Raw genomic sequence first — 19,564 nt, 5'->3', positions numbered from 1 at the left:
CCCACCGACCGTGGGGCCAGAGCCCGTTGTGATGCGGCAGCCGTTCAGCTCTCGGTCACGGTGATCGCCTGGGACGGGCAGATCAGACCCGCCTGCCGCGCGGCCTCCCGCGCGGGCTCGTCCCCCGGTTCCGCCAGGACCAGGACGATCCCGAGATCGTCCTGGTCGAAGACATCGGGAGCCGACAGCACGCACTGTCCAGCCCCCACACAGCGGTCGGTGTCCACGCTGATGCGAACCATCATTCCTCCGTCGGTTACCTGCGCTCGTGCCCGGCCGCCCGGCGGGGCGGCCCTTTCTTCGTGTGCGGTCCGGCTACCAGCGGACGGGCAGGGCGTGCAGTCCGTACAGCACCCCGTCGTACTTGAGCGGCAACTCCTCCACCGGCACGGCCAGTTCCAGCGTCGGTATCCGCTCGAACAGCGTGCGGTAGGCGATGTCCATCTCGACCCTGACCAGGTTCTGGCCGAGGCACTGGTGCACTCCGTACCCGAACGCCACATGCGACCGGGCGGACCTGCTCGGGTCGAACTCGTCGGGGCGCTCGAAGACGGTCCCGTCGTGGTTGGCCGCGGCGACCAGCGGGATGATGCCCTCGCCCGCCCTGATGAGCTGTCCGCCGATCTCCACATCCTCGACAGCCACCCGGAAGGCGACCAGGTCCGCCACCGAGTAGTAGCGCAGCAGCTCCTCCACCGCCCGCTCGTCTCCGATCCATTGCGGGTTGGACAGCAGGGTGACGACACCGAGCCCGATGTTGTTCGCCGTCGTCTCGTGCCCGGCGATCAGCAGCAGCATCGACACGCCGGACAGTTCCTGCTTGCTCAGCGTCCCCTCGGCCAGCAGCTGACTGATGAGATCGTCGCCCGGCCGCTTCTGCTTGATCGTGATCAGCCGGTTGAGATAGCGCAGCAGCGCCACAGACGCAGCCTGCCGCTGCTCGTCGGTGGAGGTGAGCGTGACCAGTACCCGGGTCTTGGTCTCGAAGAAGTCCCGGTCGGCGTTGGGCACGCCGAGCAGACTGGAGATCACCAGAGACGGCACGGACAGGGCGAAGTCCGCGATCAGATCGGCGGTGTTTCCCGCCGCGAGCATCGCGTCGATGCGCTCATCCACGATCTGCTGGATGGCCGGCCGCAGCTCCCTGACCTTGCGGACGGTGAACTCGGGAATCAGCGTCTTGCGGAACCGCCCGTGCTCCGGCGGGTCCAGCGCCACGAACCAGCCGGGTACCTCGTCCTGGGACGGGACACCGCCGGTCTTCGCCGCCCGGGGGAAACCGGGGTGCGAGGGGTTGGAGCTGATCCGCGGATCGGTGAGTACCTGGCGTACGTCCTCGTGCCGCGTCACCAGCCACACATGGACCCCGGAGGGCAGCGTCGTGCTCACCAGGCCTATCCGCTTGCGGAAGTCCTGGTACTCCGGCGGCGGAAAGGACTGGCCGGGCCGTCGCAGCGGGAAGGCGACCGGGCACCTGTCGACAGTTGTCATCTTCTCAATTCCCCTGGGGATCGGACACGACTCAGGCGCCGTAGAACTTGCGGATCTTTCCGGTGATGGACTCCTGGTCCTCCGCGGTCAGCCCGGTGTGGGTCGGGAGGTAGAGGCCGTCCTCGCTGAAGCGGCTGGCGTTCAGCGAGGGCCAGTCGGGGTTGAGGTACCCGGGCTGCCGGCTCATCGGCTTGAAGAAGAGCCGCGTCTCGATGCCCTCGTCCGCGAGGAAGTCCCGCAGTTCCTCGCGGCGTTCGGCCCGCAGGTCGTACATCCACAGAACATCGCGCGGCGGCATCAGGGTGATCCCGTCGATACCGCTCAGGCCCTCGTCGTAGCGCCGCTCGATCTCCCGGCGGGTCTCCAGAATGGCGTCGAGCTGCTCGGTCTGCGCCAGGGCGACGGCCGCCTGCATGCTCGTCATACGGAAGTTGTAGGCCAGCTTCTTGTGCAGAAAGCTGTGGTCCTTGGTGAAGGCCATCGCCCGCAGATGGGCCATCTGATCGGCGAGGGACGGGTCGTTGGTGAGACAGATGCCGCCCTCACCGGCGGTGATGATCTTGTTCGCGAAGAGCGAGAAGCAGGCGATGTCGGCGACCGGCCGTACGCCGTGGGCCTCGGCGGAGTCCTCCACGACGCGGAGGTTGTACTCATGGGCCAGATCCATGATCTTGTCCATGTCGCACCGGCGGCCGTAGATGTGCACCGGCAGGATCACCTTGGTGCGGGGAGTGATCTTCTCCTCGATGAGCGTGACATCGATATTGAGATCGTCGCCGCAGTCCACGAAGACGGGCGTGGCTCCCGTGTAGGTCACCGCCCAGGCCGACGCGATCATCGTGAACTCGGGGACGATCACCTCGTCGCCGGGGCCGACGCCGAGAGCACGCAGGGCCAGCGTGAGCGCCGTCGTACCGGACGAGCAGGCGACGCCGCGCGCGATCTTGTTGTACTCGGCGAACTCGCTCTCGAACTTCCGGACGTACGGTCCCTGCGACGAGATCCAGCCGTCGCTGACGGCGTCCGTCACGTACTCGAGCTCACGCCCGCCGAGCCAGGGCTTGGACACAGGTTGTGTGTATGACATGCGATGCCTCGATCAGTCGTTGGCGGGAGCGAGAGCGGGAGCGGGTTCGGTGAGGGCCGGAAGGCCGAGCATCAGATCCGCGGCGGCGGTCCGGCCGCCCGCGGCACGCAGCAGCTCCGCGAAGTGCTCCGCGCGCTCACGGAACGCGCTGTCCTCGAGCACCCGGGTGAGCTTGTCGAACACGTCGTCCGGGTCGACGGTCTCCGGACGGTCGAGGGTCAGGCTGACCCCGAAGTCCTGGCCCCGGACGGCCTGGTCGTCGCAGTCGACCCAGAGCGGGCGCACGACCAGCGGCTTACCGAAGTACAGCCCCTCGTGGTAGCCGTTGCCGCCCGCGTGAGTGAAGAAGACGTTGACGTTCGGGTGAGCCAGGACATCCAGCTGGGAGGGGACCCAGTTCTCGATCCGCAGGTTCTCCGGCAGCTCGTCCTGGGGCGGCAGCAACTCCTGCTGCTCCTTGGGCAGTTTCCACAGGACGGAGTGCTTGCCCGCCAGTCGCCGTGTCACGTCCACCAGCGCGCCGACCTGTTCCCGGGTCAGCCTGGTGATCGTGCCGAACCCCATGTAGACCACGGAATCCTGGGCGTCGAGCCAGTCGGAGAGCCCGTTGTCGTCCGGAGCCTGCGGCAGCGGCGGCACCATGGCGCCGACCAGCCGCATCTTCTCCGGCACCGGGAACGGGTAGTCCAGCTCGGGCACCGAGTAGCAGAGAACCATCTCGGAGTGATCGATCCGGGCCATCATCTGGCGCGCCTCGGGCGCTATCCCCAGTTCCGCGCGGATCCGGTTGTCCTCCTCGACCACCTTGCGCATCGAGGAGCTCATGAACATCCCCAGGGTCCGCAGCCGGAACAGCTGGTTCTCCACCCGCTGCGCGAACGTCATGTCCAGCGGCAGCCCGGAGTGCGGCACCGGGAAGCCGCCCGGGGTGTACGACTTGGCGAACGGCACATGCGAGGTGAGGACATTGCTCGGCACGAACGGTACGCCGAGCACGAAGGGAACCCCCTTCGTGATGGCCAGCTCGTACCCGAACTGGCACATGGACTCGATGACCATCAGCGCCGGCTGGATCTCCTCGACAACGGCTTCGAGGCGCTTGTACTTCTCCACCCGGGATTCCGGTGCGAAGGAGTGCTTGATGACCGCGCGGTGCGCCTTGAAACGCGACCGCTGCGTCACCTCACGATAGGTCTCGTCGTCCCAGGTGACGGCCGACATCTGCGACACCACATCGCCGAGCGACGCGAACTCCACGGGCGTTTTCACTGTGGCCGCCCCGATATCGGAGCGCCCCTTTTCGTCGGTCGCGAACCATAGATCCTCCACGCCGCGGCGGGACAATTCCTCCGCAAGTACGAGCAGCGGGTTGAGGAGACCGCTTTCGGCATAGCTGACGAACAGGATAGGCCGCCGAATCGAGCCCATGGACAACACCCTCCGGAAGTGGCAGCCCCAACGGTCGGTGCCACAGGTACCCACACGGCCGGTCGCCGGGTGGCCGCGCCGCGCGTTGCAGCGGAGCACTTACTTGGTCTCACACCACGTTCCGGAGAATCCCTAGTCTTCCGCCCGGGGGCCCCTGAATTCCTTAGGGAAAAGTACAGCGTTGACACCCATACGATCCGGCACGGAGAGGTGTCCCGACTTCCTAGGGGTGTGTGCAACATCATGACGATCGGAGCCGACGAAGACCCGGTAGTGGTCGTCGGGATGGCATGCCGCTATCCGGGGGGAGTGCGCTCCCCCGAGGAGCTGTGGGACCTGGTCCTGACGGGCCGTGACGCGGTCTCGGGCTTTCCGGCGGACCGCGGCTGGGACCTGGATGCACTGGCCGGCGAAGGGCCGGGCCGCAGCGTGACCCGCGAAGGCGGATTCCTGTACGAGGCGGCCGACTTCGACGCCGCGTTCTTCGGCATGTCACCACGCGAGGCGGTGTCCACGGACCCGCAACAGCGCCTGGTGCTCGAAACCTCGTGGGAGGCGGTCGAACGGGCCGGGATCGACCCGCACAGCCTGAATGGCAGCCGGACCGGTGTGTTCGTCGGCACCAACGGCCAGGACTACGCCGCCGTCACCCAGCAGTCCGGAGAAGACCTGGCGGGCCACGCCATGACCGGTCTCTCACCCGGCGTCGCGTCCGGACGGCTCGCCTACACCCTCGGTCTCGAAGGACCGGCGGTCACCGTCGACAGCGCTTCATCGTCCTCGCTGGTCGCCCTGCACTGGGCGGCGCGCTCACTGCGCGCGGGGGAGTGTTCGATGGCGCTGGCCGGCGGTGTCACGGTGATGTCCACCCCCGTGGGCTTCATCGGCTACTCCCGCCAGGGCGGGCTGGCCCCCGACGGACGCTGCAAGGCGTTCTCCGACGAGGCGGACGGCACGGCCTGGGCCGAGGGCGTCGGCATCGTCGTACTGGAACGGCTCTCCGACGCGCGTGCCTGCGGCCACTCCGTACTCGCCGTCATCCGCGGCAGCGCCACCAACCAGGACGGCGCGTCCAACGGCCTGACGTCCCCGAGCGGCCGGTCACAGGAACGCGTGATCCGCCAGGCACTGGCCGACGCGGGACTCTCCGGAGCCGACATCGACCTGGTCGAGGCACACGGCACCGGGACAAAGCTCGGCGACCCGATCGAGGCGCAGGCGCTGCTGGCCACCTACGGGCAGGACCGCGCTCCCGGGCACCCGCTGCGGCTGGGCTCACTCAAGTCGAACATCGGCCACGCCCAGGCGGCTGCCGGGGTCGCGGGCTTCATCAAGACGGTGATGGCCATGCGCCACGGACTGATGCCGCAGACCCTCCATGTGAACAAGCGGACCTCCCACGTGGACTGGTCGGAAGGCGCCATCGAGCTGCTGACCGAACCGGCCCCGTGGCACCCCGAGGGACGGCCGCGGCGCGCCGGTGTGTCGTCCTTCGGCATCAGCGGCACCAACGCGCATGTCATCGTCGAGCAGGCCCCGGACACGGACGAACAGCACCCATCCGCTCCCGCGCCCGCCGTCGTGCCCTGGCTCGTATCGGCCAGGTCCGAGGCGGCGCTGAAGGACCAGCTGGACCGGCTCAGCGACTTCGTGGCCGGCGCCCCCGGACTCGGCGCTCTCGACATCGGCTATTCCCTGGCGACGGGCCGGGCCGCGCTGCGGCACCGGGCGGTACTGCTCGCGGACGGGCACGGCGTGACCGAAGCCGCCCGCGGCGAGGCCGGCGACGGCGCCGTGGCGATCCTCTTCCCCGGCCAGGGCAGCCAGCGCCTCGGCATGGGACGCGAACTGTACGAGCGCTTCCCGGACTTCGCGCGCGCCCTGGACGCGGTACTGACCGAACTGGACGGGCACCTCGACCGCCCGCTGCGCGAGATCATGTGGGGCGACGACCCGGAGCAGCTGAACCGTACGGGCTGGACACAGCCCGCGCTGTTCGCCATCGAGACGGCGCTGTTCCGGCTGGTGGAGTCCCTGGGCATCCGCCCCGCCGTGGTGGGCGGCCACTCGATCGGCGAGATCGCGGCGGCCCATGTGGCGGGCGTGTTCTCGCTGGCCGACGCCTGCCGGCTGGTCGCCGCCCGCGCCGGGCTGATGCAGGCACTGCCGGCCGGCGGCGCGATGGTCGCCGTACAGGCCGCCGAGCACGAGGTCCTCCCGCTGCTCGCCGGCCGCGCCGGCCAGGTGTCCGTCGCCGCGGTCAACGGGCCCGAGTCCGTGGTGATCGCGGGCGAGGAGAGCGCGGCCCTGGAGATCGCCGCACACTTCGCCGACCAGGGCCGCAGAACCAACCGGTTGTCGGTGTCGCACGCCTTCCACTCGCCGCTGATGGACCCGATGCTCGCGGACTTCCGCAGCGTCGTGGAATCGCTCACCTTCCACGAACCGGCCGTACCGGTCATCTCGAACCTCACCGGGGGGCCGGCCGGGGCGCTGCTGTGTACCCCCGACTACTGGGTGCGCCATGTGCGCCAGGCCGTGCGCTTCGGCGACGGCATCACGGCGCTGCGCGAGGAGAACGTGGACGTCCTGCTGGAGCTGGGCCCCGGGAGCGTGCTCTCCGCGATGGCCAGGGAAAGCCACGGCGAGGCCGCCCGGCGCATGACCGTCGTACCCGCGCTGCGCAAGGACCGTACGGAGGAATCCGCCCTCGTCGCCACACTGGGCCGGCTGCACACCGCAGGCGTCCCGGTCGACTGGCGGGCCTTTTTCGGGGACACGGCCGCCCGGCGGGTCGATCTGCCGACCTACGCCTTCCAGCACGAGCGCTACTGGCCGGCCCCGTCGTCGGCCGGTGCGGGCGGCCAGGGCGCGGGCGCCACGGGGCACCCCCTGCTCGGCGTCACCCTGGAACTCGCCGACGGCGAGGGCCTGGTGTTCACCGGGAGGCTCTCCGCCCGTACCCACCCCTGGCTGGCCCAGCACGCGATCGCCGGACGGATCACACTGCCGGGAACGGCGCTGCTGGAGGTGGCGATCCGGGCCGGCAACGAGGCGGGCTGCGACCGGATCGAGGAACTGACTCTCGCCGAACCCCTGATCCTGGCCGAGCACGGCTCTGTGCGGCTGCAAGTGCGCCTCAGCACGGCGGACGGCACCGGCCGGCGCGGTGTCACCGTCCATTCCAGGCCGGAGGGCACCGTCGACGAGCCGTGGACCCGGCACGCCACCGGCGTCCTGACCCCGGCCCCCGGCGAGCCGGAGACCTCCGCGGACCTCGGTTCCGGCACGGATGCCTGGCCGCCGGAGGGCGCCGAGCCGGTGGAGCTGGAGCACCACTACGAACGTCTCGCCGACCAGGGCTTCGACTACGGCCCGGTCTTCCAGGGCCTGCGGGCGCTGTGGCGGCGCGGCGACGAGACCTTCGCCGAGGTCGCCCTGCCCGCCGAGGTGGCCGACGCGGAGGCGTACGGACTCCACCCCGCCCTGCTGGACGCGGCGCGGCACGCCGCCATGACGGACGACGTCGGTCTTCCGGACCGCTGGCGAGGGGTGTCCCTGCTCGCCTTCGGCGCCTCCGCCCTGCGCGTACGGATCACCCCCTGCGACGACGAGACGGGCGCCGTGCTGCGGCTGACGGCCGCCGATCTCTCCGGAGCCCCGGTGCTCACGGTCGAGACGCTGCGCGTACGTCCGCTGTCCGCACAGGAGTTGCTTTCCGCCCCGGAGGCACCTCGGCACAAGGCACGGACGGAGCCGGGCGGCGCCCGCACCACCCGGCCGCCGGCCGCCAAGCCGGGCGCGCGGGACGGTGACGTACCCATCCCGCTCAAGCAGCTGGAAGCAATGCCCGAGGCCAAGCGGACGCGGTATCTGCTCGATCTCGTACGGACCGAGGCCGCCGCGGTGCTCGGCCACGGCAGCCCGGACACCATCGGTGCCCACCACGCCTTCAAGGAGATGGGCCTCGACTCGCTCGCGGGCGTCGAGCTCTGCGACCGGCTCGGCGTACTCACCGGCCGGGCACTGCCCAGCACGCTCGTCTTCAACTTCCCGACACCCGCGCGGATCGCCGACCATCTCGCGGCGGTCCTCACCGCACCCGCCGCCCCGGCGACGGGACCCGCGGACGACGAACTCGACAGGTTCGAGGCCGTCATCCAGTCGGTGTCGTCGGACGGTTTCGAACGCCAGGTGATCGCTGACCGTCTGGAGAAAATCATCTCCACCCTTCGGCAATCCACGCCCTCCGCACTGCGCGCTACCGGCGAGGACATCGAGACGGCGTCGGTCGACAGACTGCTCGACATCATCGATGAAGAGTTCGAAACCACATAAAGAATTGCTGCTTTCGTTCGCGACCCGATGCTGAGGACGGACCGGTGCCAGAAGACCAGCAGGACAAAGTCGTCGACTACCTGAGGCGAGTGACTTCCGATCTCCGCCGTGCGCGTCAGCGCATCGGGGAACTGGAGCTCAAGGACAATGAGCCCATCGCCATTGTCGGAATGAGCTGCCGGCTGCCCGGCGGCGTACGTTCCCCGGAAGCCCTGTGGGAACTCGTCGAGTCCGGTGGTGACGCCATATCGGGATTCCCCGCGGACCGCGGCTGGGATCTCGACCGGCTCACCGGGACCGGCGAAGGAAACAGCGCCACACACGAAGGCGGATTCCTCTACGAGGCGCCGGAATTCGATGCCGGTTTCTTCGGGATCTCCCCGCGCGAGGCCATCGCCATGGACCCCCAGCAGCGGCTGCTGCTGGAGGTGACGTGGGAGGCTCTGGAACGGGCCCGGATCGCCCCGACCGCGCTGCGCGGCAGCCGGGCCGGGGTGTTCGTGGGCGCCTACCACTGGGGAGCGCCCTCGGCGGCCGCCGCCGGTGAACTCCGGGGACATGCGCTGACCGGCACCGCCGCCAGCGTGCTGTCCGGACGTCTCGCCTACACCCTGGGGCTCGAGGGCCCCGCCATCACAGTCGACACCGCCTGCTCCTCCTCGCTGGTCGCGCTGCACGTCGCGGCGCAGTCGCTGCGCAACGGCGAGTCCTCGCTCGCCGTCATCGGCGGCGTCACCGTACTCAGCGAGCCCTCGGTCTTCGTGGAGTTCAGCAAGCAGGGCGGACTGGCCCCCGACGGCCGCTGCAAGGCCTTCTCCGACGACGCGGACGGTACGGGCTGGGGTGAGGGCGTCGGCGTACTCGTCGCGGAACGCCTCTCCGACGCCCAGCGCAACGGCCACCAGGTCCTCGCCGTGCTGCGCGGCTCCGCGGTCAACCAGGACGGCGCGTCCAACGGACTCACCGCCCCCAACGGCCCCTCCCAGGAACGTGTGGTCCGCCAGGTCCTCGCCAACGCCGGGCTCACCGGTGCCGACGTCGACGCGGTGGAGGCGCACGGTACGGGCACGAAGCTCGGTGACCCGATCGAGGCACAGGCACTGCTGGCCACCTACGGCCAGGACCGGGACCCCGAGCGCCCGCTCTGGCTCGGCTCCCTGAAGTCCAACATCGGTCACACCCAGGCCGCCGCCGGAGTCGCCGGCGTCATCAAGATGGTGATGGCCATGCGTGAGGGCGTCCTCCCCGGGACGCTGCACGCCGGCACCCCGTCGTCGCACGTCGACTGGGCGTCCGGCGCGGTGGAGTTGCTGACCGAACAGACCGTATGGCCGGATGCCGACCGGCCGCGGCGCGCGGGCGTGTCGTCCTTCGGGATCAGTGGCACCAACGCCCATCTGATCCTGGAGCAGGCGCCCCCGGCCGAAGTCGTAACGGCTGACGAACCCGAGGCCGAGCGGGTCGTGCCGTGGCTGGTCTCGGCCAAGTCCGAGGCGGCGCTGCGCGACCAGGCGGCGCGGCTGCTCGCCCTCGCCGACGCCGACCCCGGCCTGTCGCCCGCGCGGGTGGGCTGGTCGCTGGCGACCACCCGCTCCACCTTCGAACACCGCGCGGTGGTGCTCGGCCGCTCCCGGAGCGACTTCCAGCGCTCCCTCGAAGCGCTGGCCACGGGACGGAGCGCGGCGGGCGTCGTACACGGCACCGTTGGCGAGGGTTCGATGGGACCGGTGTTCGTCTTCCCCGGCCAGGGCTCCCAGTGGTGGGGCATGGGCCGCGACCTGCTCGCGCACTCCGAGGTGTTCCGGGAGGCCGTGGACGCCTGCGCCGGCGCGCTCGCCCCGTACATCGACTGGTCGCTGCACGGCGTACTGGCCGGGGAAGGCGACCCCGAGCTGCTCGAACGTGTGGATGTCGTCCAGCCCGCGCTGTTCTCGATGATGGTGGCCCTGACCGCGCTCTGGCGCTCGTACGGAGTGGAGCCCGCGGCGGTCGTCGGCCACTCGCAGGGAGAGATCGCCGCCGCCCACGTAGCGGGCGCGCTGACCCTGGAGGACGCCGCCGCCGTCGTGGCCCTGCGCAGCCAGGCTTTGCCCCGGCTCTCCGGTCTCGGCGGCATGATGTCGGTGGCCGCGCCGGTCCAGCGGGTGATCGCGCTGCTGGAACCCTGGGACGGACTGCTCTCGGTCGCGGCCGTGAACGGGCCCTCCTCGGTCATCGTCTCCGGCGACGCCGGAGCGCTGGACGAACTGCTTGCCGCCTGTGAACAGCAGGGCGTCCGAGCCCGCAAGGTGCCGGTGGACTACGCCTCGCACGGTGCGCAGGTCGAAGCCGTACGCGACGAACTGTCCCGCGTACTCGCACCGGTCCGCTCAAAGTCCCCGCGCGTGCCGTTCTACTCGACGGTGACCGGCGCCCGGCTGACGGAAGCCGCGTTCGACGGCGAGTACTGGTACACGAATCTGCGCAGGACCGTACGGATGGAGGAGGCGACCCGGGCGCTGCTGGCGGACGGGCACCGCGTCTTCATCGAATTGAGCCCGCACCCGGTGCTGGCCGCCCCCATCCAGGAGACCCAGGACGCGGTGGGGGAGGCCGTCGCCGACTCCGCGGTGGTGCTCGGCACCCTGCGCCGCGACGAGGGCGACCTCCGGCGCTTCCTGGCCTCCCTCGCCGAGGCACACGCGCGCGGCACGGCGGTGGACTGGTGCACGGCGTTCCCCGCCGGCGCCGCCGTTCCCGTCGAGCTGCCCACGTACGCCTTCCAGCGCCGGCGGTACTGGCCCGAGCCCAGGCCCACGGCCGGCATCGGCGCAGCCGGTACCGGTAACGGCACCGAGGCGGACGCGGCGTTCTGGGATCTCGTCGAGAGCGAGGACCTGGAGTCCCTGGCCGACGAACTCGGCGTCGGCGCCAACGGCGCGCGCTCCTCGCTCGGCGTCGTACTGCCCGCCCTGTCGGCGTGGCGGGCCAAGTGGCGGGAGCGCTCGGCCGTCAACGCCTGGTGCTACCGCGTCGACTGGACCCGGCTGAACGAGCCGGGCGCCGGCGCCGCACCCACGGGCCGCTGGCTGGCGGTGGTCCCGGCGGACCGGGCCGACGACGCCTGGATCTCCGCCGTACTGGCCGCTCTCGGCCCGGACACGGTCCGGCTCGAGGCGGAGGGCGGAGCCGCGAGCGGTCCCGACGGCGCGGGCCGCGCGGCCTGGGCCAAGAGGATCACGGAACTGACCGCGGACGGCACGGAGTTCACCGGCGTTCTGTCGCTGCTGGCTCCCCTGGAGGAGCGGCACCCGGACCACGCCTCCGTACCCGCAGGCCTGGCCCTGACGCTCGCCCTCGTCCAGGCACTGGGCGACGCCGGACTCCGCGCCCCGCTGTGGTGCGCGACCCGGGGCGCCGTATCGGTGGGCCGGGACGACCGTCTCACCCGGCCCGTGCAGGGCGCTCTGTGGGGGCTCGGCCGCGTGGTCGCGCTGGAGCACCCGGACCGCTGGGGTGGTCTGGTCGATCTCCCCGAGACGCTGGACGCGCGGTCCGGGGCCCGGCTGACCGCCGTACTGGCGGGCCTGAACGGAGAGGACCAGATCGCGGTCCGTCCGTCCGGGGTCTACGGCCGCCGCCTGACCCACGCCGCGCCCACCGCCGACAGCCCCGAGCGCCGCTGGCAGGGCCGGGGTACGGCACTGATCACCGGGGGCACCGGCGGTATCGGCGGCCGGGTCGCCCGCTGGATGATCGAACGCGGCGCCGCACATGTGGTGCTGACCAGCCGTCGTGGTGAGGACGCGCCCGGCGCGGCCGCACTCCGCGCCGAACTGGAGGAACTGGGCGCCCGCGTCACCATCGCCGCCTGCGACGCCGCCGACCGCGACGCGCTGGGCGGCGTACTGGCCGAGATCCCCGCCGAGTTCCCGCTCGCCTCGGTCTTCCACGCGGCGGGCGTGGCCGACGGGGATGACACCGTGGAGTCGCTGACGCTGGAACAACTGGACGCGCTGATGCGGTCCAAGCTGACCGCGGCCCTGCATCTGCACGAACTGACCCGCGACCTCGACCTCGACGCGTTCGTCCTGTTCTCGTCGGGCGCGGCGACCTGGGGCAGCGGTGGCCAGCCCGGCTACGCGGCGGCCAACGCCTTCCTCGACGCCCTGGCCGAACACCGCAGGGCCGAGGGCCTGACCGCTGCCTCCGTCGCCTGGGGCACCTGGGCCGGGGTCGGCATGGCCACGGTCGACGAGGTCCACGAGCGGCTGCGGCGCCAGGGCGTCATGCCCATGGAACCGCCGCTGGCGATCGCCGCGCTCCAGCGGATGCTGGAGGACGACGACACGGCGCTCACCGTGACGCTGATGGACTGGGAACGGTTCACCCCCAGCTTCACCGCGACCCGGCCCAGCCCGCTGCTCTCCGGAATCCCGGAGGCGGACAGGGCCCTGGCGGCAGGGAACGACCTGTCTGCCGGCGACAGCGGCTCCGCCGCAGCACCGCTCAGGCAGCGGCTCGACACCCTGCCCACCGCGGAACGCGACCGCGCCCTGCTCGAAGCGGTGCGCGCGGAGGCGTCCGCGACGCTCGGCCACGACGCCGCCGACGCCATCCCCGCCACCCGCGCCTTCCGCGACGTCGGCTTCGACTCAGTGACAGCCGTCGAACTGCGCAACCGGCTGCGGACGGCCCTGGGCCTGCCCCTGCCGGCGGCCCTGGTCTTCGACTATCCGACCCCGGCCGCCCTCGCCCAACACATCGGCTCGCTCCTGTTCGGAACCGCTCCCGGGCGGGCCGGCGAGGACCGGGCCGACGATCCCGACGCGGAGATCCGCGACGTGCTCGCCTCCGTTCCCATCAGCCGACTCCGTAAAGCAGGACTTCTGGACATGGTGCTCAAACTCGCCACCGCCGACGCCGTCGAAGCGACCACCGGGGCCGCCGACGGCGAGGACTCGCTCGACGACATGGACGCCGAAAGCCTGCTGCGGCTCGCCACCGAGATGTAGGGCCCTCCCGGCGGCGTCCGTCCTGCCGCGCCGGACGGACGCCGCCGGTCGCGCGGCACCTGCGAACTGAAAGAGATCTGGAGAGTCCGATGAGCACGTCCACCAACAAGTACGTCGAGGCGCTGCGGTCGTCGCTGAAGGAGATCGAGCGGCTCCGTCAGCAGAACCAGCAGCTGGTGGCGGCCGCCGAGGAGCCCATCGCCGTCGTCGGCATCGGCTGCCGCTACCCCGGCGGCGTGACCTCCCCCGAGGACCTGTGGGACCTGGTCACCGAGGGCCGCGACGTCATGGGAGGCTTCCCCGCCGACCGCGGCTGGGACCTGGACCGCCTCGCCGGCGACGGCCCCGGCCGCAGCCTCGCCCAAGAGGGCGCCTTCCTCTACGACATGGCGGACTTCGACCCCGGATTCTTCGGGATCTCACCCCGTGAGGCCGTCGCCATGGACCCCCAGCAGCGGCTGCTGCTGGAAGTCGCCTGGGAGGCGCTGGAGCGCGCCGGCATCGACCCGGTCACCCTGCGCGGCAGCCGGGCCGGCGTGTTCGTCGGGACGGCCGGGCAGGACTACGCCTCGGTCATCCAGGCCTCCGACGAGGACGCGGAGCAGTTCTCGACCACCGGGCACGCCGCGAGTGTCATCTCGGGCCGGCTCTCCTACACACTCGGGGCCGAGGGCCCCGCCGTCACCGTCGACACGGCCTGCTCCTCCTCACTGGTGGCCCTGCACTGGGCGGCGCAGTCCCTGCGCAACGGCGAATGCAGCATGGCCCTGGCGGGCGGCGCCTCCGTGATGGCGACGCCGGGCCCCTTCGTCTCCTTCACCGCCCAGAGCGGGATGGCCGCCGACGGCCGCTGCAAGTCGTTCTCCCAGGACGCCGACGGCACCGGCTGGGGCGAGGGCGCGGCCGTCCTCGTACTGGAACGGCTCTCGGACGCCCAGCGGGCCGGCCACCCGGTCCTGGCCGTGCTGCGCGGCAGCGCGATCAACCAGGACGGGGCGTCCAACGGCCTCTCCGCACCGCACGGCCCCTCGCAGCGGCGCGTCATCCGCGCCGCCCTGGAGAACGCCCGGCTGACGCCCGCCGACGTGGACGTCGTCGAGGCGCACGGTACGGGTACGACCCTCGGTGACCCGATCGAGGCGCAGGCGCTGCTGGCCACCTACGGCCAGGAGCGCGAACGGCCGCTGCGGCTGGGGTCGGTCAAGTCGAACATCGGGCACACCCAGGCGGCCTCGGGCGCCGCCGGTGTCATCAAGATGATCATGGCGATGCGGCACGGGCTGATGCCGCGCAGCCTGCACGTGGGTGAACCCTCCCACGATGTGGACTGGACGACCGGTTCGGTCGAACTGCTCGACGAGCCCGTCGAATGGCCTGAGACGGGCCGTGCCCGGCGCGCCGCCGTCTCCTCGTTCGGAGTCAGCGGCACCAACGCGCATCTGATCCTCGAACAGGCCCCGGTCGTCGCCGAGAGCGCTCCCGCCGAGGACTCCGCGGTACCCGACGTCATCCCCTGGGCCATCTCCGGCCGGTCCGCCACCGCCCTGGCGGAACAGCGCGCCCGGTTGCTCTCCTTCATCGAGCGCAACCCCGGAGTCCGGCCCGTCGACATCGGCTACTCCCTCGCCGCAGGCCGCTCCGTCTTCGAGTACCGGTCCGTCCTGCTCGCCGACACCACCGGCCCCACCCAGGCCGCCGACGGCGTGGCCGACGAGGGCCTGCTCGCCGTACTCTTCTCCGGTCAGGGCTCCCAGCGCCTCGGCATGGGACGCGAACTCCACGCCAGATTCTCGGTGTTCGCCGAGGCCTTCGACGCCGCCGCCGACGCACTCGACACCCACCTCGACCGTCCGCTGCGCGACATCGTCTGGGGAACCGACCCCGAACCGCTCAACGAGACCCGCTGGACCCAGCCCGCGCTCTTCGCCGTCGAGGTCGCGCTGTACCGCCTCGTCGCCTCGCTCGGCGTCACCCCCGACTTCGTCGGCGGCCACTCCATCGGAGAGATAGCGGCCGCCCATGTGGCCGGCGTCTTCTCGCTGGAGGACGCCTGCCGTCTCGTCGCCGCCCGCGCCTCGCTGATGGCCGCCCTGCCCGCCGGCGGCGTCATGGTCGCTGTACGGGCCACCGAGGACGAGATCGCGCCGCTGCTCACCGAGCGGGTGTCGATCGCCGCCGTCAACGGACCCACGTCCGTGGTGATCGCCGGTGACGAGAGCGCCGTCCAGGACATCGCAGCGCACTTCGAGGCGCAGGACCGCAGGACCAGCCGGCTGCGCGTCTCGCACGCCTTCCACTCGCCGCTCATGGAACCGATGCTGACGGAGTTCCGCGCCGTCGCGGAAAGCCTGACGTACGAGGAGCCCCGGATCCCCGTCGTGTCGAACGTGACCGGCCGGATCGCCGAGGTCGCGGAGCTGTGCTCCGCCGGCTACTGGGTACGGCACGTACGCGAGGCCGTACGGTTCGCCGACGGCATCCACACCCTCACCGGACGCGGCGTCACCACCCTGCTGGAACTGGGCCCCGACGGTGTGCTCTCCGCCATGGCCCAGGACTCGCTGACGGAGCAGGCGGCGATGGTGCCGCTGCTGCGCAAGGACCGCCCGGAGGAACTGGCCGCGGTCACCGCCCTCGCACGGGTGCACATCCGCGGCGCCACCGTGCGCTGGGCCGCCCTCTACGACGGCTCCGGCGCCCGGCTCGTCGACCTGCCCACCTACCCGTTCCAGCGCCGGCGCTTCTGGCCGTCCGCCGGCCTCGACACGTCCGGCGGCATGCGCGCCGCCGGGCTCGGCTCCGCCCGGCACCCGCTGCTCGGCGCGGCCGTCGAACTCGCCGACGGCGAGGGCGCGCTGTTCACCAGCAGGCTGTCCGTCCAGACCCACCCGTGGCTCGCCGACCACGGCGTACGGGGCCGCGCCCTGCTGCCCGGTACGGCCTTCGTCGAACTGGCCATCCGCGCCGGCGACGAGGTCGACTGCGACCGCGTCGAGGAACTGGCCCTCGCCGCGCCGCTCGCCTTCCCCGAACACGGAGCCGTACAGCTCCAGGTACGCGTCGGTGCCGCCGACGCCGCGGGACGCCGCCCGCTCGGCATCTACTCGCGCGTCGAGGACGGCTTCGACCTCCCCTGGTCGCAGCACGCCACCGGCGTCGTCGCGCCCGGCGCGTCCGCCCCGGACCCCGGCTTCGACGCCACCGTATGGCCGCCCGCCGGTGCGGAGCCCGTCGACCTCGACGGCTGCTACGAGCGGCTCGCCGAACTCGGCTTCGACTACGGCCCCGTCTTCCGGGGTCTGCGCGCCGCCTGGCGGCGCGGCGACGAGGTGTACGCGGACGTCACGCTCCCCGAGGACTCCGACACCGACGCGAGCGCCTTCGGCCTCCACCCGGCGCTGCTCGATGCCGCCCAGCACGCGGCGGCCTTCACCGACCTCGGTGCCATCAGCCGCGGCGGTCTGCCGTTCGCGTGGGAGGGCGTGTCACTGACCGCCTCCGGCGCCTCGGCGGTACGCGCCCGGCTCGCCCCCGCAGGGGATGACACCGTCTCCATCGCGGTCTACGACACGGCGGGCGGCCCGGTCCTCTCCGTGGACTCCCTCGTCTCCCGCTCGGTCCCCACGGCGAGCCTCGACGACACCGGCGCGGTGCACCGCGACTCGCTGTTCAGCGTGGACTGGACCGCTCCGAAGAGTCCGGCCGCGGCCGGACCCGACACGGTGGCGCTGATCGGGGCCGACCCGCTCGACATGGCCGGCGGCCTGCGTACCGCGGGCATCCCTGTGACGGCCCACCCCGACCTGACCGCGCTCGCCGCTGCGGACGGACCGGTCCCCGGCGTGGTCCTGATCGCCGCGAACGGCGAACCCGACAGCACGTACGACGGCGTCGTTGCGGCGACCCATACCCTGGGCGCCGTCGTCCTCGCACACGTACAGCAGTGGCTGGCCGAGGACCGCTTCGCCGACGCCCGACTGGTGTTCGTGACCCAGGGCGCGCTCACGGGCGACGACCTCGCCGCCGCATCGGTCCACGGCCTCGTACGGACGGCCAGGACCGAGAACCCGGGACGCCTCGGCCTCCTGGACATCGACCCCGGCACGGCCTCCCTTCCCCCGGAGGCCGTGCCGGCCCTTCTCCGCTCCGCCCTCGCGGCCGGGGCCGACGAGCCCGACCTCGCGGTACGCGGCGGAGAACTGCTCGCCGCCCGCCTGACACGCGTCCCCGTCCCCGCCGAGCGGCCCTCCTGGGACGCCGAGGGCACCGTACTCATCACCGGCGGTACGGGCGGCCTCGGCGGCGTCCTCGCCCGCCACCTGGTCGCCGAGCGCGGCGTACGGCACCTGCTGCTCGTCAGCCGCCGCGGCCTCGCCGCCGAAGGCGCCGAGACGCTCCGGGCCGAACTCACCGAACAGGGCGCCCAGGTGACCGTCGCACCCTGCGACGTCACCGACCGGACCGCACTCGCGGAGCTGCTGGCGACCGTCCCCGCCGAACACCCGCTCACCGCCGTCGTGCACACCGCCGGTGTCGTCGACGACGGCGTAATCGGCTCGCTCACCCCGCAGCGGCTGGACGGCGTGCTGCGCCCGAAGGCCGACGCGGCATGGAACCTCCATGAACTGACGCGCGGGCTCGACCTGGCCGCGTTCGTGCTCTTCTCCTCCGTCGCCGCCACCCTCGGCAGCCCCGGACAGGCCAACTACGCGGCGGGCAACGCCTTCCTGGACGCCCTCGCCACCCACCGGCAGAACCACGGACTGCCGGGCCACTCCCTCGCCTGGGGCCCCTGGACCCAGAGCGTCGGCATGACCAGAACGCTCACCGACATCGACGTGGAGCGCATCGCACGCTCCGGCATGCCGTCCCTCTCCGTCGACCAGGGCCTGGCGCTGTTCGACGCCGCCCTCGCCACCGACGTGGCGGCCGTCGCACCCGTACGCCTCGACCTGCCCGTCCTGCGTGCCCAGGACGGCATCCCGCCCCTGCTGCGCGGCCTCATCGGCGCCCCGGGCCGGCGCGCCGCCGCACGGGTCTCGGAGACGGAGGACGGCCTCGCCCAGCGTCTCGCCGGACTGAACGGCGCCGAACGCCGTGAGATTCTCCTCGACCTCGTACGCGGCCAGGTCGCCCAGGTGCTGGGACACACCGACGCGACGGACGTCGAGGCGTCCCGCCAGTTCCAGGACCTCGGCTTCGACTCCCTGACCGCGGTCGAGCTGCGCAACGGCCTCAAATCCGTGACCGGCCTGCGGCTCCCCGCGACCATGGTCTTCGACTACCCGACCCCGAGCGCCCTCGCCGACCACATGCGCGACGAGCTGCTCGGCACCGCGGCCGAGGCACCGGCCGCGCCGGCAGTCGCCCCGCCCACGCTCACCGACGACCCGATCGCGATCGTCGGCATGGCCTGCCGCTACCCGGGCGGAGTGACCTCGCCCGAAGACCTCTGGCAGCTCGTCACGGAGGGTGGTGACGCCATCTCCGGCTTCCCCACCAACCGTGGCTGGGACCTCGACGGCCTCTACGACCCGGACCCCGACCGGCCCGGCAGGACCCATGTCCGCGAAGGCGGATTCCTGCACACGGCAGGCGAGTTCGACCCGGACTTCTTCGGTATGTCGCCGCGCGAGGCGATGGCCACCGACTCCCAGCAGCGCCTGCTCCTCGAACTCTCCTGGGAAGCCGTCGAGCGCGCCGGGATCGACCCGGCCTCGCTGCGCGGCAGCCGGACCGGTGTCTTCGCCGGTGTCATGTACAACGACTACGGACCGCTGCTCACGGGCGAGGAGTACGAAGCCTTCCGAGGCAACGGCAGCGCACCGAGCGTGGCCTCCGGACGCGTCTCCTACACCCTGGGCCTCGAAGGCCCGGCGGTGACGGTGGACACCGCGTGCTCCTCCTCCCTGGTCGGCATGCATCTCGCCGCGCAGGCCCTGCGGAGCGGTGAATGCTCGCTGGCGCTGGCCGGCGGTGTCACCGTCATGTCGACCCCCGGTACTTTCGTGGAGTTCTCCCGGGCACGGGGTCTGTCGCCCGACGGGCGTTGCAAGGCGTTCTCCGAGTCGGCGGACGGTGTCGGCTGGTCGGAGGGTGTCGGCATGCTGGTGCTGGAGCGTCTCTCGGACGCGCGGCGCAATGGCCACCGGGTGCTGGCGGTGGTGCGGGGTTCCGCAGTGAACCAGGATGGTGCGTCCAATGGTCTGACGGCGCCGAACGGTCC

General features: G+C 71.7%; 7 protein-coding genes. 3 read left to right on the top strand and 4 right to left on the bottom strand.

The genetic code is table 11. The annotated features are described in order from the left end of the window. Positions 1–44: 44 nt before the first annotated feature. From ABZW18_RS31170 to ABZW18_RS31155, 4 genes are all read right to left on the bottom strand, one after another. Positions 45–242, bottom strand: coding sequence for a ferredoxin (locus ABZW18_RS31170; protein WP_356194001.1), 198 nt, complete (start codon positions 240–242; stop codon positions 45–47). Positions 243–315: 73 nt separating this feature from the next. Then, positions 316–1,491 carry a cytochrome P450 gene (locus tag ABZW18_RS31165; RefSeq protein ID WP_356194000.1) on the bottom strand — a complete coding sequence of 392 codons (1,176 nt, stop codon included), beginning with the start codon at positions 1,489–1,491 and terminating at the stop codon, positions 316–318. Positions 1,492–1,522: 31 nt separating this feature from the next. Further along, positions 1,523–2,578, bottom strand: a complete 1,056-nt coding sequence (locus ABZW18_RS31160; RefSeq protein WP_356193998.1) for a DegT/DnrJ/EryC1/StrS family aminotransferase — start codon at positions 2,576–2,578, stop codon at positions 1,523–1,525. A 12-nt stretch (positions 2,579–2,590) separates the two neighbouring features. Beyond that, on the bottom strand, positions 2,591–4,006 hold the full coding sequence (locus ABZW18_RS31155; RefSeq protein ID WP_356193996.1) for a glycosyltransferase: 1,416 nt from the start codon (positions 4,004–4,006) through the stop codon (positions 2,591–2,593). A gap of 210 nt (positions 4,007–4,216) precedes the next feature. Between ABZW18_RS31155 and ABZW18_RS31150 the strand changes: the two genes are divergently transcribed. From ABZW18_RS31150 to ABZW18_RS31140, 3 genes are all read left to right on the top strand, one after another. Further along, the gene (locus ABZW18_RS31150; RefSeq protein WP_356193994.1) at positions 4,217–8,344 is read left to right on the top strand and encodes a beta-ketoacyl synthase N-terminal-like domain-containing protein; all 4,128 of its coding nucleotides are present in this window, start codon (positions 4,217–4,219) and stop codon (positions 8,342–8,344) included. A gap of 44 nt (positions 8,345–8,388) precedes the next feature. Then, entirely contained in the window at positions 8,389–13,338 is a 4,950-nt protein-coding gene (locus tag ABZW18_RS31145; protein WP_356193991.1) for a type I polyketide synthase, read from the top strand. 89 nt (positions 13,339–13,427) lie between these two features. Next, positions 13,428–19,564 (top strand): type I polyketide synthase (locus tag ABZW18_RS31140; protein WP_356193989.1); only part of this gene is annotated, 6,137 nt, incomplete at its 3' end.

Source organism: Streptomyces sp. NPDC004647 (assembly GCF_040609575.1).
Taxonomy (GTDB): Bacteria; Actinomycetota; Actinomycetes; order Streptomycetales; family Streptomycetaceae; genus Streptomyces.
Note: the sequence above shows the minus strand (reverse complement) of the source record. Positions and strands in the feature narration are given on the sequence as shown.